Origin of the sequence: Paenibacillus polymyxa (genome assembly GCF_001719045.1) — a bacterium.
GTDB classification, from domain to species: Bacteria; Bacillota; Bacilli; order Paenibacillales; family Paenibacillaceae; genus Paenibacillus; species Paenibacillus polymyxa_B.
Genome location: NZ_CP015423.1, coordinates 725875 through 744485, shown reverse-complemented (window position 1 = coordinate 744485; position 18611 = coordinate 725875). Strand labels below are relative to the sequence as shown.

Below are 18611 nucleotides of genomic sequence, written 5' to 3'. Positions count from 1 at the left end.
CTACGTGCTGGGAGGCAATAGAAGATGAAGGACTTTTTTCAATATATTCTAGGCGAGGTAAAAAGCGGACGGATACAGAAAGAGGATGCCATTGTAAAAATACGCCAATTTCAGGCTCAAATGGCTTCCCATGAGGCCCCGCAAAGCGGAACAAGGACTGCGGGGTCCTTGGCGGATACGGGAGTCCTTATGCTTGAGCCTTTCTGGAAAGAGCAAGTTGTTGCTCTTCAGAAAGTGGCACGCCCTGATTTTAGCCAGCATCTAGTGGTGCTTTGCGAACTGGATCATTTCGCAGAGCGCAGCATTGAATCGTTCATGAAAGGAACCCGTTGCATCAAGCTGCATGCCAGCCAAAGCAGCATGGATGAACGCTTTCAGGCGTATGCCCTCCAGCTGCTCACGGAAGTGCAAATGGTTCTCAAAGAGGAATCCAAGGGTAGCGTACTGATACAGATTGCAGTTTCCGCACACAGCGCGCAGCAACCTTTCGCAGGACTATTGGGATTACTGCAGACAGCTGAGAAAGAAAACCCGAAAATCGTAGGGCAGTTCGTAGAATTGGAATCTGTAGGTCTGGAAGAGGTGATTGAGAAATTAAAAGAGAACAGTCAATATCCAAAGGATAAAAGGATACGGTATGAGGATGGCAAACGTCTGGTCCTCGGCTGGAACGAGATGAAACCCACCGAGACAATGGGAAGAGTGCCTTGGAAGGATCGGGGGACTTATTTGATTACAGGCGGTGCAGGAGGTTTAGGACTTATTTTTGCGGAGGATATCGCCCAGCGAGTCAGGGAAGCCACGCTAGTTCTTGTAGGCCGTTCAAATCCGGACGAAGGCAAACAGGCCGTATTGGAGAAGTTGAAGGCGCTGGGGGCCTGCGTTGAGTACAGACAGGTAGATGTAGCACGGAAGGAAGAGGTCGCCAAATTGATCCTTGAGATCAGGGAAGAGTATGGAGGCCTTGATGGTATTCTTCATAGTGCTGGAGTAATACAGGATCATTTTATCATGAATAAATCACAGGAAGAGTTCGCGGGAGTAATGGCACCAAAGGTTGCCGGACTGGTGAACTTAGATCAGGCGACCAAGGGGCTACATCTTGATTTCTTTATTCTCTTCTCCTCAATAGCTGGGATTATGGGCAACCCCGGTCAAGCCGACTATTCTGCCGCAAATGCCTTTATGGATGCCTATGCCGCGTATCGAAACAGCCTTGTATCCTCAAAGGAGCGCAAAGGGCAGACGCTATCTGTCAATTGGCCTCTCTGGAAGGACGGAGGGATGCATGTGGACAATGACACGGAGAGGGCTTGGCAAAGTATTGGCATGGTAGCTATGCAAGCTTCAAACGGTATCCAGGCTCTATATAACGGTCTGGCCGCTGGTCTAAATCAGTTATTGGTCATAGAAGGTGAGCAATCCAGATTGCAAAAGTATTTCTTGGAGTCCCAACCGCAGGAGAAAGAATATGTTGAAGAGTCAGCTTATTCAGAGGTGAATCTTGAACTGCTTCTGGAAAAAACCTTACATCAGCTAAAACTGTTGTTTGGAGAAGTTACCAAGCTGAGCATTGACAAGATTGATGTCAGCGAGCCTTTGGAGAGCTATGGCATAGACTCCATCATGATTACAAGGCTTAATCAAAAGCTGCAGGGGATTTTTGGAGAAATATCAATGACCTTGTTTTATGAATATCAGACGTTGGAAGCAGTGGCCGAATATTTTATTGTTGATTATCACAAGGAATGCGTACGGTGGACAGGACTCGGAAGCCCGATAAAGACGGAAGAGAAATCCGTCTCCATTTCCGCAACCTTGCATGCTGCCAGCGAGTTTTCTTTGTCACCCCTGCCAAAGGAAGAAAACAATCGTATCTGCAACACGGCTACTAGCAGAGACCGTGTGAAACACGAGCAAATAGCCATTATTGGTATAAGCGGACGATATCCGCAGGCCAAAAATATGGAAGAGTACTGGAGCAATCTGGAACAGGGCAAAGACTGTATAACAGAAATTCCTGCGGAACGCTGGAAGAGGGAAGGTTTCTACTGTTCCGACATCAAAGAAGCGGTTGAAAAGGGCAAAAGCTATAGTAAATATGGAGGATTCGTGGAGGATTTTGCAGATTTTGATCCTCTCTTCTTTAATATATCTCCCCGGGAAGCAATGAGTATGGATCCTCAGGAGCGAATATTCCTGGAAGAATGCTGGAAGGTTTTCGAGGATGCAGGATATAGCAGAGAACAGCTCGCCGAACAGTATAATGGCCGGATTGGCGTCTTTGCAGGAATTACCGGAACGGGGTTCAATCTATATGGACCAAAGCTGTGGGAACAAGGACAACCCGTCTTTCCGCGAACCTCCTTCAGCTCGGTAGCCAACAGAATATCCTATTTCTTGAACTTAAAGGGGCCTAGTATCCCGGTTGATACCATGTGCTCTTCCTCATTAACTGCAATCCACGAGGCCTGTGAGCATATCTTTAACGGTGAATGTGAAATGGCTGTTGCTGGAGGAGTCAACTTATATCTTCATCCTTCAAGCTATATCTTTCTCAGTACGATGAGAATGCTATCGCCTGAGGGACGGTGTAAAAGCTTTGGGGAAGGCGGGAATGGATTTGTCCCTGGCGAAGGTGCAGGGGTCGTGCTGCTCAAACCTTTATCACGAGCCATTGCAGACAAAGACCATATCTATGCGGTTATTCGGGGAACCCGTATCAACCATGGAGGAAAAACAAACGGGTATACCGTGCCTAACCCGGTAGCACAGGGTGAACTGATTAGAGAGGCTTTTGATAAAGCAGGCGTAAATGCCCGGGCAGTCAGTTATATTGAGGCCCACGGTACTGGAACGGAGCTCGGCGATCCTATTGAGATCACCGGGCTTACCCAGGCATTTAAGAAAGATACGCAGGACACGGGGTTTTGCGCTATTGGCTCGGTAAAATCAAACATAGGCCATTTAGAGGCGGCCGCAGGGATCGCAGGCATCGCTAAAATCATCTTGCAAATGAAAAACCGGAAAATTGCCCCTAGCCTGCATTCCCAAAAACTGAACCCTAATATAAACTTTTCCAAAACGCCATTTGTAGTCCAACAGGGGCTTTCTGAATGGGAGCGTCCGATAGTGGAGGAGGACGGCGAGCAACGGGAATACCCGAGAATCGCCGGGATATCTTCCTTTGGAGCCGGTGGGGCTAATGCCCATATCGTCCTTGAGGAATACCTCCCTGCGGAACAGGATGACTTTCAAAATGCCTTTACTCCTCCAAGACCGGTCGTCGTAGTTCTGTCGGCAAAAAGTGATGGAGCATTGAAGGAGCAGGTAAACCAATTGGTTGCTGCAATGGATCGGAATGAGTTTTCCGATCACGATCTGGTGAATGTGGCTTATACCTTGCAGACAGGACGCGAAGCGATGGAAGAGCGCCTCGCTGTGGTCGTTGAGTCAGTGGAGGAACTTAGAAGCAAGTTGCGGGGCTTTATTGGAGGAAGACAGAGTATTGCACAGCTTTACCGGGGACAGGCCAAGCGAGACAAGGAGAGCTTGAACATGGCCTCAGAGGAGAAAACGCTCGATGAAACGGTTGATTTACAGATTCTAGCGGAAAAGTACGGCAGAATCTCAGACTTGTGGGTCAAGGGTGTCCATATGGACTGGAGCAGACTTTACGGTAATGTCCAGCCCCGCCGTATCCCTTTACCCACCTATCCTTTTGCCAGAGAACGCTATTGGATACATGTAGATGAAGAAAAGCCTGTCGTCAATGCGGTTGCACATCTACATCCATTACTGCATCAAAACACCTCCGTACTTTCTGAGCAAAGATTTAGTTCAACCTTTAGCGGCCAGGAGTTTTATCTGAAAAACTCCGTAATTGACGGAAAGCTTGTCCTGTCAGAAGCGGCATGCCTTGAAATGGTGCGGGCAGCGGTTGAGCAGTCGTTAACAGTACAGGAGAAGGGGCAGGCAAACATCATTATTAAAGATATTGTATGGACACATGCTCCCGCTATAGGAGATCAGCCGTTAGAAATACATATAGGGCTCTTTCCGGGAGATCAAGGAGCGATTGGCTTCAAAATCTATAGCAGATTAACAGAAGCCGGGGACCCTGTCTTACACAGCCAGGGTAATGCCGAATTGGAGATGTTGAATGCAGCGGAAACGTGGGATATACAAGCTTTGCAGATGGAATGCTTTCAGCATGTTTCGCCTGGGATAGACGACGAAGCAGTGTGGGACATGGGAGCCGACGACAGTCTGGGACATCAGACCAATGAACAAGTGCATATAGGACAGGGGTTAGTGCTGGCCAAGCTATCGTTGCCTTCCGGTATTAGGAATACTGAGGGCTTATTTGTTTTGCATCCCTTTATAATAAACGCTGCTTTGCAAATGCCGCCGGCATACTTGTTTTCGAATGATGAAAATATCATGTGGCCTTCAGGCATTGATCCTCTACAGAAAATACGGCCGACTGCCATTGAGGGACTCGAAATATTTCGGGAATGTCCCTGTGAAATGTGGGCGTTGATCCGGTATAGCAGAGGAAGCGGGGCTGGTCATAATACGCAGAAGTATGACATTGATTTGTGTGATGAGGCAGGCCAGGTCTGCGTGCGTATAAAAGGATGCTCCTACAAGGTAGTGGGCGCATGTGAGAAAACACCTGGTGCAATGATGCTCCAACCCTTCTGGAAAGAACAGGCGGTTGTTGCGGAGGACACGATGGTTCCCATTTACGAACGACATGTAGTAATGCTTTGCGAAATAGATACCATTGCTGCAGGAGATATCGAGTCATCCTTGGCAGGAGTGGAATGTATCACTCTGCAAACCGGTATGGAGGAGGTCGATCGCCGCTTCGAAATGTATGCTGTCCAGGTTTTTGAAAAAATAAAAAGTATCCTGAATGACAAACCCAAAGGCAAGGTGCTGGTGCAGATTGTAACGATGCCTCAACATGAAAAGCTGCTCTTCGCTGGGCTGTGCGGCATACTCAAAACTGCGCAAAAGGAAAATCCAAAGATCCATGGTCAGTTAATTGAAGTTGAGGGTACAGAAAAAATGGAAGGGCTCATCGAAATACTAAAGACGAGCAGCCGACACCCTGCGGATAGCCGCATCCGGTTTGCAGAAGGCAAACGTTGGGTTCCTGTCTGGAGTAAAGCAGAAATGCCGTCAGAGACACCGGATATTCCATGGAAAGACCGCGGGGTTTATTTGATTACTGGAGGAGCAAAGGGTTTAGGTCTTATTTTTGCTAAAGAGATTGCGCGTCAGGCCAAGGAAACGACTTTGATTCTTAGTGGACGTTCCCTACTGGACCAGGACAAGCAGACCTCATTGGAGGAATTGAAGGCATTGGGCGCCCGGGTGGAATACAGACAGGTGGATGTCACGCGGAAGGAAGCTGTGGTTGGCTTAATTGAAGATATCAAACAGACATACGGCGGAATCAACGGCATCCTACACAGTGCTGGAATAATCCAGGATAACTACATTATTAAAAAGACTAGCCTGGAATTCAGGGCAGTGCTGGCGCCCAAGGTTGCGGGACTGGTAAATCTGGACCAAGCCAGTAAGGACATTGCTCTTGACTTCTTTATCCTTTTTTCGTCAGGTTCGGGAGTGGGTGGTAATGCAGGTCAGTCTGACTATGCTGCCGCGAATGCTTTTATGGACGCATATGCCTGGTACCGCAATACCTTGGTATCCTCCATGGAGCGTACAGGCAAAACGCTGTCCATCAATTGGCCGTTATGGAAAGATGGCGGAATGCGGCCTGACCAGGAGACGGAGAAGGCCATGCAGAAGGTGGGTATGTATGCGATGAGGACAGAGACAGGAATGAGCGCCCTGTACCAAAGCATAGCCTGTATTTCGGATCAGGTCATGGTGATCGAAGGAGACGTAGATCTAATCAGCAAAATGATGGTCATGGAGGGACAGCTTGAAGAAAGCGGTAAAGCATCTTGGGATCAGGCGCTCGGGTCAGAAGCTAACATCGTTCCCTCCACAGCAAACAAGACAGAGTCCGGCCAAGAAGAAGACCTGTTGCGTGAAAAGACGGTCCATTACTTGAAGACTCTGCTTTCAACGTCCATCGGTCTGCCTGTATATCGAATCGAAGAGGATACACCTTTTGAAAATTATGGGGTTGATTCTATAAAGTCTATGGAGTTGACCGACCAGCTGGAGAAAACATTCGATCAGGTATCGAGGACTCTATTTTTTGAATATCCGGATATCCGGAGTTTAACGGAATATTTTGTGGAAGCCTATCGAGACCCATTGATTGCTTTGTTTGGTATAGATCAGGTAGCGGTGGCAGGCGCGAAAGCTGACACAACTTTTGCAGCAAACGAGGAAGTGTCCGGCAGAGTAGAGGACCTGCTGCGTGAAAAGACGGTCCATTACTTGAAGACCCTGCTTTCATCGTCCATCGAACTGCCAATATATCGAATCGAAGAGGATACACCTTTTGAAAATTATGGGGTTGATTCTATAAAGTCTATGGAGTTGACCGACCAACTGGAGAAAACATTCGATCAGGTGTCGAGGACTCTATTTTTTGAATATCCAGATATTCGGAGTTTGACGGAATATTTTGTGGAAGCCTATCGAGACCAATTGATCGCTTTGTTTGGCATAGATCAGGCAGCAGCTGCGGGTGCAAAAGCCGACACAACTTCTATAACAAATAAGGCAGTGTCCAGCCAGGAAGAAGAGCTACTGCGTGAAAAAATGACAAGTTACCTAAAGCGCCTGCTCTCTTCGTCCACTGGACTGCCGGAACATCGCATTGAAGAGGACAAAAATCTGGAAAACTATGGTGTTGACTCCATAAAGTCAATGGAATTAACCGATGAGCTGGAAAAAAACTTCGGCCCGCTATCGAGGACCTTACTTTTTGAATATCCGAATATCCAGAGTTTAATAGAATATTTCTTGGAATCGCATCGAGGCGAATTGATTGAATGGTTTAGTATGGAGCAGGTAAAAGCCCCTTCTCCGATATTCCGTCATCCCCAATTTTCTGCAACTGAGGGAGAGCCTCCGGAGGAGAAGAAACAAGAAACAGGAGCGATGGACATTGCTGTAATTGGGGTGTCCGGGAAATATCCAGGTGCGGAAAATCTTCAGGAGTTCTGGAGCAATCTCCAAGAAAGCAAGGACTGCATTACCGAAGTTCCAAAAGATCGTTGGGAGCATGATCTTTATTTTGACAAGGAGAGAAACAAGCCGGGAAAAACCTACTGCAAGTGGGGCGGTTTCATGGAACGAATGAGCCTGTCAGAGCCAGCATTCTTTCATCTCACCCCCTATGAGATCAGTTTAATGGACCCGATGGAGCAACTCTTCCTGGGAATAATATGGAATTTGCTTGAAAGTGCAGGATATACGCGAGAGGCATTACAGAAGAAACACCAGAACAAGGTTGGCGTCTATGTGGGCGCTACGTATCACAAATACTGCTCCTGTGATACCGAACCGGACTCTGCTCAACGGGTAACATCATTTGGGTCTGTTGCAGTCGCAAACCCCATGTCGCATTATTTCAATTTCCAGGGACCGAGCATATCCATTGATACGATGAGCTCTTCCTCAGCTGTAGCTGTCCATATGGCATGTGAAAGCCTGATCAGGGGAGAGTGTCAAATAGCGGTAGCTGGCGGGGGGAATCTATTAACCAGTCCCAAAAAATATATTGAATCCAGTCAAAATCAGTTGATTGGAAGTCATGAAGATAGCAGAAGCTTTGCAGATGGGGATGGGTACCTTCCAGCGGAAGGAGTTGGAGCGGTACTCTTAAAACCGCTTCATAAGGCTGTACAGGATGGAGATTGCATTTTAGCGGTTATTAAATCCACGGCAACCAATCATGGGGGACATAGCAATGGATATACAATCCCTAACCCCAATGCGCAGGCGCAACTAGTCGAAGAAAACTTTTTGAAAGCCGGTATAGACCCCCGGACGATCAGTTATGTAGAGGCAGCCGCAAATGGGTCTACATTGGGAGACCCTATTGAACTTGCTGCTTTGAATAAAGCATTCCAGAAATTCACGACCGAGCAGCAATTTTGTGCCATTGGCTCAGTCAAATCCAATATTGGGCATGCAGAAGCGGCTTCGGGGATATCACAGCTAACCAAGGTCATATTGCAATTATGGCATCGAAAACTGGTTCCTACCATTAAGGCCGAGAAGCTTAACCCTAATATTAATTTCAGTAATACTCCATTTTATTTGCAGCGGGAAGTTCAGGAATGGGAGCGGCCTGTAATTGAGATGCAGGGAGAAAAACGGGAATTCCCGTTGCGGGCAACCGTAAGCTCCTTTGGAGCGGGAGGCTCTAATGTGCATTTCATTCTGGAAGAATATATCCCTTCAGAAAAAGACAACATTCATTTACGAGTGGCAGATCAGCCCGAAGTGGTGATTCTCTCGGACATAAACCGGGAGAGACTGATGGCGCTTGCCAATCAATTACTGGGATATCTGGAGCAGCAGAGCGATGATGCCTTACAAGATATTGCCTTTACACTTCAGACAGGTCGCGAAGCGATGACATGCCGGGCGGCAATCGTAGCGAGTACGCGGCAGGATCTACTCACGGGTCTTAGGGAACTTCTCGAAATAGCTGATAGCGGCAACGGACCCGAAGGGGAATCTATTCCTTTATTTATAGGAGAAAGCGTAGAAGACTCAAACACGAGTGCGCTTCTCTCAGGGAAAATAGGAGAGACCGTTTCTCAATTGCTGCTAGAGGAGAAAAACATGGAAAATATAGCGATGTATTGGACCCAGGGGGGCAGGATTTCATGGGAGGCACTCCATGAGGATAAAGATGTCCGCAGGATTCCCCTACCGATAACCCAGTTTTAAACATAAACAGGAAACCGATCACTATCAGATAGAAATTACAAATTATTCTGGAGGTAAATCATGAGGGAATTTAAAGATAAGATAGCCGTAGTTACAGGAGCTGCCAGTGGGATTGGCCGCGCTATTGCGGACCGATGTGTAAATGAGGGCATGAAGGTCGTCCTCGCGGACATTGAGGAGGAGGCCCTTCTAAGGGCCGAAAAACAATTGAAAGACATGGGCGCAGAAACGTTATCCGTTGTGACGGATATTTCCAAAGAAGCTGATATACGTGCATTAGCGCAAAAAACGGTTCAGACATTTGGAGCTGTGCATCTTTTGTTCAACAATGCAGGGGTGGACGCCGGCACGGGCTGCTTATTGTGGGAAAATACGGTGGCAGATTGGCAGTGGGTAATAAACGTAAACATATGGGGGATTCTCTTTGCAACTGAAGTTTTTGTTCCTATTATGCTGAAACAGAAAACCGCATGTCATATTGTGAATACAGCATCCATCGCCGGACTATTGTCCGGCCCCGGTAATGGAATATATAGCGCGTCAAAACATGCCGTTTTAAGCTTGTCTGAAACGCTACACCAAGAACTCAGATTGATAGGTTCCAATGTAGGAGTTTCAGTTGTCTGCCCTGGGTTCGTACGTACCCAAATTATGGATGCGGAACGGAACCGACCGACGGAGCTGAGTAAGCAGACCGGACTAGGAAATCTTCCCCCGGAAAGACAAGTCATTAATCAATTGGCCCGTAAGGCTGTCCAGAATGGAATACTTCCAGAGGATGTAGCAAATCAGATGTTTGAGGGAATCAAAAAAGGGCAGCTATATATCATAACAGAGCCGAAATTCAAACCTGCAATAAGACAACATATGGAGAATGTTCTTAACGAAAGCAATCCTACACCTTCCCAAATGCAATTAGTTCGCAATTTACTGTGAAATATTTATTTTAAATGGTTTTATTAGGATTTTATTAATGAGTATGTTGTGGGAGGTTAGAATGGACAGATCTGTGATTTTTATGTTTTCAGGCCAAGGCTCACAATACTACGGCATGGGAAGAGAATTATATAGGTTAAATTCAGTTTTTCGGAAATGGATGACCAAGCTGGATGAGATTCATACGGATATTACAGGCAGGTCCGTATTAAAAATGCTGTACGACGACAACCGTGGGAGGGGGGACGTGTTTGATAGCCTCTTATATACTCACCCTGCAATTTTCATGGTGGAGTATGCCCTCACACAGGTATTACTGGAAAAGGGGATTTATCCTGATTATGTTTTGGGTTCCAGCCTCGGTGAGTTTGCATCTGTTGCTGTGGCTGGCTGTATGAGTTATGAAGATACTCTTCAAAGCCTTGTCAAGCAAGCACAAATGGTAGAAAACTACTGTCCAAAGGGTGGCATGCTGGCCGTAATTGGCGACCTCAGTCTGTATGACCAAATATCCGTATTGAATGCCAACTCAGAGTTAGCATCAATCAATTATGACTCGCATTTTGTCATTTCGGGCAGATGTGAGGAACTGGAAAAAATTGAACGCTACTTGATAGCTAATGAGATTATTTGTCAAAGACTGCCGGTCCAGTTTGCTTTTCACTCTTCCTTAATGGACCCTATAGCCTTGGAATATACAGCGTTTTTAAAGCTTAAAACTCTAAGGAATCCGACCATAAATTTGGTCTCATCTATGTACGGAGGCAAGGCAACATCCCTTGACAACCGTTTTCTTTGGGATGTTGCTAGAAAACCTATCCGTTTTCGGAACGCTTTAAAATGTCTGGGAGACGGGGACGGGATTATCTATATTGACCTTGGACCCTCAGGCACTCTTGCTAATTTTGTGAAGTACAATTTTGGTAGCAAGAAAATGGCAAGTATTTGTTCTATTCTTTCGCCTTTTCAAAACGATATGAAAAATTTGGATCGTCTATTTGAAATATTCGACTAATATGCATTCACTAGCAAAAAGGAGGACACAAATGATCGCATATCTGTTCCCTGGACAAGGGGCTCAAGCCAAAGGCATGGGAGTAGAACTATTTGACGAATTTCAGGAATTGGTTGCAAAAGCGGATGCTATTCTTGGTTATTCTATTAAAAAACTGTGTCTTGAAGATCCTGCCAATCAACTAGGACAAACGGATTTTACCCAACCGGCGCTATTTGTCGTAAACGCTTTGAGTTATCTTAATACATTAAAAGAGACTGGAAGAAAACCCGATTATGTTGCAGGACATAGCCTGGGTGAATACAATGCCTTATTTGCCGCAGAGGCATTTGACTTTGAAACGGGCTTGAAGCTGGTTAAAAAAAGAGGAGAGCTGATGGTCAAGGCTACCGGTGGTGGTATGGCAGCGGTCATAGGCTTGAAGGAGGAAGTATTTAGAGAAGTTATCGAGAAAAATAATTTAAGGGAGATTGATGTTGCCAATTTTAATTCGCCAAGTCAGATTGTCATCTCAGGACCGAAGGAAATGATTGAACGGGCGCAGCCAATTTTTGAGGATGCAGGAGCCACAAACTATGTGATTTTAAATGTAAGCGGAGCATTTCACTCTAGGTATTTGGAAGATGCCAGACAGAGATTTGAGGCCTATGCGTCACAGTTCGAATTCTCAAAATTAAAAATACCAGTCATTTCAAATATCTATGCCAGACCCTACAGGCAGCAAGATGTAAGAAGTACGCTGATCAACCAGATCGTAAGTCCGGTCAAATGGTCGGAAAGTATAAGATATCTAATGGGTAAAAATGTAACCCAATTCATCCAGGTTGGACCTGGAAAAGTCATAACAGGGTTGGTTAATGCAATACAACGAGAAGCAGAACCGCTGATTGTGAGGGAGGATGAAGAACGTAGCGAGCAGGTACAGGAAGTAAAGTCGAAGAATAGTATATCCGGCCAACGATTTACGGCAGAGTCTCTTGGTCATAGCGAATTCAAACAATATTATGGACTTAAATACGCGTATCTTATGGGTTCGATGTATAAGGGAATATCTTCAAAAGAGATGGTCGTAAAGGCAGGTAAGGCAGGAATGATGGGATTCTTTGGGGCAGGGGGAGTCAAGATTGGGGCCCTTGAAGAAGCTATAAAGTATATTCAGAAAGAATTGAACCAAGGCGAAGCCTATGGAATGAATCTTATTCATGTTCCCGATCACCTGGAAATAGAAAATAACATCGTTGATTTATACATAAAATACGGTGTTAGAACTATTGAAGCCTCTGCGTTTATGAGTATAACGCCTTCTTTGGTAAGGTACAGATTGAAAGGTTTAAAACGAGATGAAAAGGGGATCGTAACACCGCAGAACAGGATTATAGCGAAAGTATCAAGACCCGAGGTTGTGGAGGCATTCTTGAGTCCTTCGCCTCAGAATATCGTAAATAAACTGCTAGAGGAAAATAGGATAAGCCGGGATGAGGCCCGGATGGCGATGGAAATTCCTATGGTAGACGATCTGTGCGTCGAGGCTGATTCAGGCGGGCATACGGATCATGCGGTTGCATATGTACTGGTTCCGTTAATGCTTAAAATGAGGGATGAAGCGTTACTTAAGTATAAATACAATAAAAGTATAAGGGTAGGGGCAGCCGGGGGGATAGGGACTCCACAAGCAGCTGCGGCAGCGTTTATACTGGGTGCGGATTTTATCATGACAGGATCAATCAACCAATGTACGGTTGAAGCAGGGACAAGTGATGATGTAAAAGATTTGCTCCAGCAGTTAAATATACAGGATACAGACTACGCTCCCGCAGGGGATATGTTTGAAATAGGAGCGAAAATTCAGGTTATGAAAAAAGGAGTTTTTTTCCCGGCCAGGGCGAATAAATTATATGATCTTTACCGTAATTATAACTCCATAGATGAAATTGATAGCGGAACCAAAAAATATATTGAAGAAAAGTATTTTAAGAAGAGTATTGAACAAGTATATGAAGATATTAAAGCTTATTACCCGGCTGAGATCATTGAAAAAGCTGAAAGGATTCCTAAACGTAAGATGGCGTTGATATTTAGATGGTACTTTACTTATTCTACACGACTTGCAATGAATGGAGACAAACACAGTAAGGTTGATTATCAAGTACACTGCGGACCAGCCCTTGGCGCTTTTAACCAATGGGTCAAGGGAACAGTCTTTGAGAATTGGAAGAACAGGCATGTTGATGAAATAGGACAAAAAATAATGGTTGAAACTGCGGAATACCTGAATGAAAGGTATAAAGCTTTAACGATAATGTGAGTATAAGTGTGGAGAAAAATAGAAATTATTAAGATAATAAGGGATAAAAGAAAGTGAGGTTTTTCATGCATAGTTATAGGACTCATAACTGTGGAGAACTGGATCAAAAACATGTCGGCGAAGTAGTGAGAATTGCAGGATGGATAAAAAATATGCGTGACCATGGCGGGGTTATTTTTATTGACCTTAGGGATCATTATGGAGTAACGCAGATTGTTGTTTCTGATAATAACGAATTGAAAGATTTTGTATCAAAGATCACCAGAGAGTCAACTATTTCTGTTACAGGTACTGTATGTAACAGATCTGAAAATACGATTAGTCCCACTATGAAAACCGGGCATATTGAGTTAGCTGCCAATGAGATAAAAGTTTTAGGGAAGGTAGTGAATCCATTACCTTTTGAAGTAACTTTAGCAAATGAAGCTCGGGAGGATTTAAGATTAAAGTATCGTTTCTTGGATCTGCGGAATGAAAAACTACACAATAATATTATACTTCGTTCTAAAGTAATTCAAAGTATCAGAAGAAAGATGATCGATTTGAATTTTTTAGAGATTCAGACACCTATCCTGACAAGTTCATCTCCAGAAGGCGCCAGAGACTATTTAGTTCCTAGTAGAGTGCATCCAGGTAAATTTTATGCCTTGCCTCAAGCACCTCAACAATTTAAACAATTATTAATGGTTTCGGGCTTTGATAAATATTTTCAAATTGCTCCTTGCTTTAGAGATGAGGATGCAAGGGCAGACAGATCACCAGGCGAGTTTTATCAGCTGGATTTGGAAATGGCTTTCGCAACACAGGAAGATGTCTTTAATGTAGTTGAAAATATGCTATATGAAGTTTTCTCCGAATTTACAAATTTTAAAATCTCAAAGCCTTTTAGCAGGATTCCATATCAAGAAGCCATGCTCAAATACGGGAGCGATAAACCTGATTTAAGGAATCCATTAATTATCCATGATGTTACAGAGCTGTTTACAGAGACTGATTTTAAAGTATTTGAAAATAAAACGATAAGAGTTATTGCTGTTCCTGGTTGTGGAGCACAGCCAAGAAGCTTTTATGACGATATAGTAAACTTTGCTGTTGAGGCTGGAGCGAAAGGCCTCTCATGGATTAAGTTCAATGATGATATGTCTCTTAGTGGCTCTATTGCAAAATTCATCTCTGAAGAGGTGAAAAACCAAATAATACATGTTACGCAAGCTAGTTCAGGATATGCTCTGTTTTTTGCTGCTGACCAACTTAAAAATGTAGAAAAAATAGCCGGTGCTGTCAGAAATCAATTAGGAAAAAGACTGGATTTGCTGGAAAAGGATATATATAAATTTTGCTGGATAGTTGATTTTCCTATGTTTGAATTGGATCCTGATACTCATAAAATTGGATTTAGCCATAATCCTTTTTCGATGCCACAAGGTGGTATGGATGCGCTACTGAATATGAATCCTCTTGATATCCTTGCGTACCAATATGATATTGTATGTAATGGGATTGAACTGTCCTCGGGTGCTGTCCGGAATCATGATACGGAGATTATGGTAAAAGCCTTTGAGATTGCAGGTTATACATATGGAGACATCAAGAGTAAATTTCCTGCACTCTTTAATGCTTTTCAATTTGGGCCGCCGCCTCATGCAGGTATAGCACCTGGAATTGATAGGATTGTTATGATCATTGCAAATGAATCGAATATCCGCGAGGTTATTGCTTTTCCAATGAATAGCAAAGCGCAGGATATATTAATGGGAGCACCTTCGGAGGTTACTGAAAAACAATTGAGAGATGTTCATATAAAACTAGTAAATACTCAGCCAGAAATAGAATAAACAGATTCAACAACATACTGAAAGCAAAGGCTCAATCCGGCACGTATTTAAATCTCATTGAGTGTGTTAAAAACTCTCCCTGCTAGATGTGAAGTGCACCCCTTAGAATGGACATTGGAATAAACCCCTGGTTTATCCGATGATATCTAGGGGGTGCATTTTTTATGCCAGCGAAAAAAGGAACAAAGTTTAACGAATATACGTTTGAAACCAAGGTAGAGGCCATACGGCTCCATACCAAAGAAGGTTGGACATATCGTAGGCTCATGGAGAAGTTTGGGATCGCAGATCGACATCGATTAAAAGAATGGATGCGCAAATACAAGCAGCTCGGTGAATTCGGACTGATGGACCAGCGAGGACGGCGTAAGGAGTATATCGACCAGGATAGGTATATACAGAAGCTAAAACGAGAAAACGACATGCTAAAAAAGTGTTTGGAAATCTGGATACAGGAGATGAAGCACACAAATACGTAACCATTGAGAAAGCTGCGAAAGACTACCCTATTAGCAAACTGTGTACGCTTTTCAAAGTCTCCAGAAGTGGATATTACGCCTTCTTAAAACGGAGAGGAACTGATCGGGATCAGGACGCGAAAGCTCTTGTGAAGAAAGTGTATGAGCAGTATAACGGAGTCTACGGCTATCGCCAAATTCAACTATTTTTGCAGCACGATCATGGAGTCTGGATGAACCATAAAAAGGTACTCCGGCTCATGCAGGTCTTGGGGATCCGCTCACAAATTCGCCGGAAGCATCGCTGTAACTATGCTTCTTCTACAGAAGGTCGTGTGGCGAAAAATCTGCTAAAACAGGATTTCAAGGCGGCCAAACCTAACCAAAAATGGGTCACAGATATCACGCAATATCGTGTGGGGGATTGCTGGCTATATCTGTCTGCGATTAAAGACTTGTTCAATAACGAAATTATCGCGTACCAGATGAGCCATAGAAATGATAACGAACTGGTTTTACAGACGTTTCGACAAGCCTGGAAACAGCAAAAAGACGTGACTGGCCTCATCGTTCACAGCGACCAGGGATTCCAGTACACGTCCCATGCGTACCACGACATGCTGCCAAAGGTTGGCTACCCGAATCAGCATGTCTCGCCGAGGCAATTGTTATGATAATGCCTCGATGGAGAGCTTCTTCTCGCATCTCAAAACGGAAGGGCTCTACCCATATGATATCCGAAATATGGACGAGGCACAAAGGAGAATAAAAGAATATATCCAATTTTACAACCAGTGTCGACCACAACGAAAGTTAAATAAGCTGCCTCCGAAAGAGTATCGGAAGCAGCTTATAGCCTAGGGTCTTTTTTCAGTGTCTATAAAATGGGGTCTTGACCAATGCAGAGGAGAGTTTTTTTATTTAGCTCAGATTAGGGTTGTTCACGATGACAATCTTTATCGGTACACTGGAAGGTATGCAGGCTTATCGAGTGGAGCTATACCAAAAAGTAGAAATTATAGGAATACAGGAAAATCGAAATAGCTAGAAACGAAAGAATCAGCGTCGCGGTGTATGCCTTTCTTAACAATGTAGTTTGGGTAACACTGCATCTTCTTACAGCAAGATAGGCGGCCGATACAAAGGCAAGCCCCAGTACCCAGAAAAAGATAATATTCAAATTGAAATTGGACATAGGCTGATAGGGGTCGCCTATCAATTGGATGCTTGAAGCAATGAGATTGACGATCACAAGCAGACCCAGCAAGGGGATTACGGTTACACTGTCAGGCAAGGGAAGCTGCGAAGTACTCTTCTGCTTTCTTGCGTCCTTGAGCTTCCGCAGCCATCCAATAATACCGAAAATAGACCCAAGCGCAAACCAAATACCACATCCCCCGACCAGAATATAACTGAAAATGGATGTTTGCAGGAAGGATATCGGCAATTGGTCATCGATCACTCCATATGACAACTGCGTCACTTTACCATCAGCATTGGTTAAGAAAAAAAGACGGCTGATATTTAGGCCCGCATGATCATAAGGAGTGCTCTCGGGAGTCACACGTTCAAAAAAATAGGGTTTGGTTTCTACATAATCAACATTAATATTCATGGATGGAATACTCAGAGTGATTCCGCCATTGCCGTTGGCTGTGACCACTTCTTCCGCATTGGATAATACGGGTATAAGCTTCAATATACCAGATGATACTGCGCGAGCAGAACGGTATTTTCCCGCCACATCCCCGCTATGCTTCAACGTGCTGTCCGCTTGCGGAGTAGCGTCGGAACCTCCGACAAACAGGTCAATGAGTTCGCTTCTCGCCCCGGACATTTCATTTTCCACATTAGTTAGAATACTGATCCCAAAGTTTTGATCCGGCACGATAGAGACCAGAGAGGAGAATGAATCTGTATTTCCACCGTGCTCGATAACACGATAATCCCCCGCGAACCGTTCCCAAAAGCCATGGGCATTCCCCGGAAGCTCGGGATAGTGGGTATACGAAGCCTCATGCATTTCTCGCAAGGTTTCATTCTTGTTGAACAGCGAATATTTTAAGGAATGGTCCATGTTCAGATGAGCAAGTATAAAATGAGCCATGTCCTCCGAAGTAATGTTTAACGCACCAGCCGGCACATCATTAAAGAAAACATTCGGCTTTGCCACCCAGTTTCCATCCTTCTTGGAGTAGCCTGTTGCTTTATGTTCGATAACCTCTGGGATAAGATCATACCGTTGTGTAAAGTAAGAATGTTTCATGTCTAGAGGCTCAAATATATGTTTCTGAATATAGGTTTCAAAAGGCATTCCGGATACACGTTCTATAATATAACCGGCCAGGTTGGTCCCATAGTTGGAATAAGCAATCACTGTTCCGGGCTCATAAATCTGTTGAGGCTGATTTCCGGGTGCGATATGCTCCTTGAGAGGCCTAAGATCAGCAGCATCATGAACCAGAAGTTTTTCCAGGCGCTCCTCAAAACCTGCCGTGTGGCTCATCAGTGATTTCAGGGTAATAGGCTTATCAAAAGAAGGCTTGAGAAAGCCGTCAGGCAAGTATGTGCGGATGTCCGTATTCAAATCCAGCTTTCCTTGCTCAACCAGTTGCATTACTGCCGTCCAGGTGAACAATTTCGATACGGAACCGGCCTCCATATAGGTTGTTTCCGTACTCATGGGTGTTTGTTTCTCGATGTTTGCGTATCCGTAACCTTTTGAAAAAACAATTTTTCCGTCCTTTACTATGGAAACCGCAGCACCAGGAATCGCTGTTCCTATATATTTTTTCGTAATTTGATCTGTTCTGTTTTCGATTTCGGAAATCGGAATTCCAGAGGGAGTGGTTGGAACGGACCCAGAAGCATATGCCTGAACCGGGATAAATGCCATCAATGCCAACAGGAACAAAGAGGCAAATCGTTTTTTCAATTTCATATCAAGTCTCCTTTTTGCTGCGCTTTAATCTTTAAGAGCAGTCTATTTTTTGGAACATTTTTAGTGTAGCAGTCAAGTCTTTCTTATTTCTCTCCTGTTCCTTACTTTTTTCTTTCTCAAATGAAGCTTCAACTCTCAAATGATTTACCGAAAAAAGCTATATTTACGTTGGTACAGCTTTATATGTATGTTGACAACCTATAAAATAAAGACATGAAGA

9 protein-coding genes are annotated in these 18611 nt (G+C 44.4%); 8 read left to right on the top strand and 1 reads right to left on the bottom strand.

Going from position 1 to position 18611, the window contains the following annotated elements:
- Positions 1 to 24: 24 nt before the first annotated feature.
- The 8 genes from AOU00_RS03450 to AOU00_RS27665 all read left to right on the top strand — a co-directional run bounded on the left by AOU00_RS03450 (position 25) and on the right by AOU00_RS27665 (position 16311).
- Positions 25 to 8901, top strand: coding sequence for a hybrid non-ribosomal peptide synthetase/type I polyketide synthase (locus tag AOU00_RS03450; protein ID WP_069289925.1), 8877 nt, complete (start codon positions 25 to 27; stop codon positions 8899 to 8901).
- 60 nt (positions 8902 to 8961) lie between these two features.
- Entirely contained in the window at positions 8962 to 9837 is an 876-nt protein-coding gene (locus tag AOU00_RS03445) for an SDR family NAD(P)-dependent oxidoreductase (protein ID WP_061828465.1), read from the top strand.
- 61 nt (positions 9838 to 9898) lie between these two features.
- Positions 9899 to 10852 (top strand): acyltransferase domain-containing protein, encoded by a 954-nt coding sequence (locus tag AOU00_RS03440; RefSeq protein WP_069289924.1) that lies wholly within the window; start codon positions 9899 to 9901, stop codon positions 10850 to 10852.
- Positions 10853 to 10883: 31 nt separating this feature from the next.
- A complete protein-coding gene (gene fabD, locus AOU00_RS03435; RefSeq protein ID WP_069289923.1) occupies positions 10884 to 13157 on the top strand; it encodes an ACP S-malonyltransferase in 2274 nt (757 codons plus the stop codon).
- Positions 13158 to 13222: 65 nt separating this feature from the next.
- Positions 13223 to 14992 (top strand): aspartate--tRNA ligase, encoded by a 1770-nt coding sequence (aspS, locus tag AOU00_RS03430; RefSeq protein WP_069289922.1) that lies wholly within the window; start codon positions 13223 to 13225, stop codon positions 14990 to 14992.
- A 164-nt stretch (positions 14993 to 15156) separates the two neighbouring features.
- The gene (locus AOU00_RS03425; protein WP_069289921.1) at positions 15157 to 15471 is read left to right on the top strand and encodes a helix-turn-helix domain-containing protein; all 315 of its coding nucleotides are present in this window, start codon (positions 15157 to 15159) and stop codon (positions 15469 to 15471) included.
- Positions 15426 to 16124, top strand: coding sequence for an IS3 family transposase (locus tag AOU00_RS26190; protein ID WP_155765224.1), 699 nt, complete (start codon positions 15426 to 15428; stop codon positions 16122 to 16124). Before AOU00_RS03425 ends, AOU00_RS26190 begins: the two co-directional genes overlap by 46 nt.
- Positions 16054 to 16311, top strand: a complete 258-nt coding sequence (locus AOU00_RS27665; RefSeq protein WP_155765223.1) for an integrase core domain-containing protein — start codon at positions 16054 to 16056, stop codon at positions 16309 to 16311. The genes AOU00_RS26190 and AOU00_RS27665 overlap by 71 nt, the downstream gene beginning before the upstream one ends.
- Before the next feature lie 136 nt (positions 16312 to 16447).
- Here AOU00_RS27665 and AOU00_RS03415 read toward each other — a convergent pair whose 3' ends face one another.
- Positions 16448 to 18391, bottom strand: a complete 1944-nt coding sequence (locus tag AOU00_RS03415) for a serine hydrolase domain-containing protein (protein ID WP_069289920.1) — start codon at positions 18389 to 18391, stop codon at positions 16448 to 16450.
- Between the last annotated feature and the right edge of the window lie 220 nt (positions 18392 to 18611).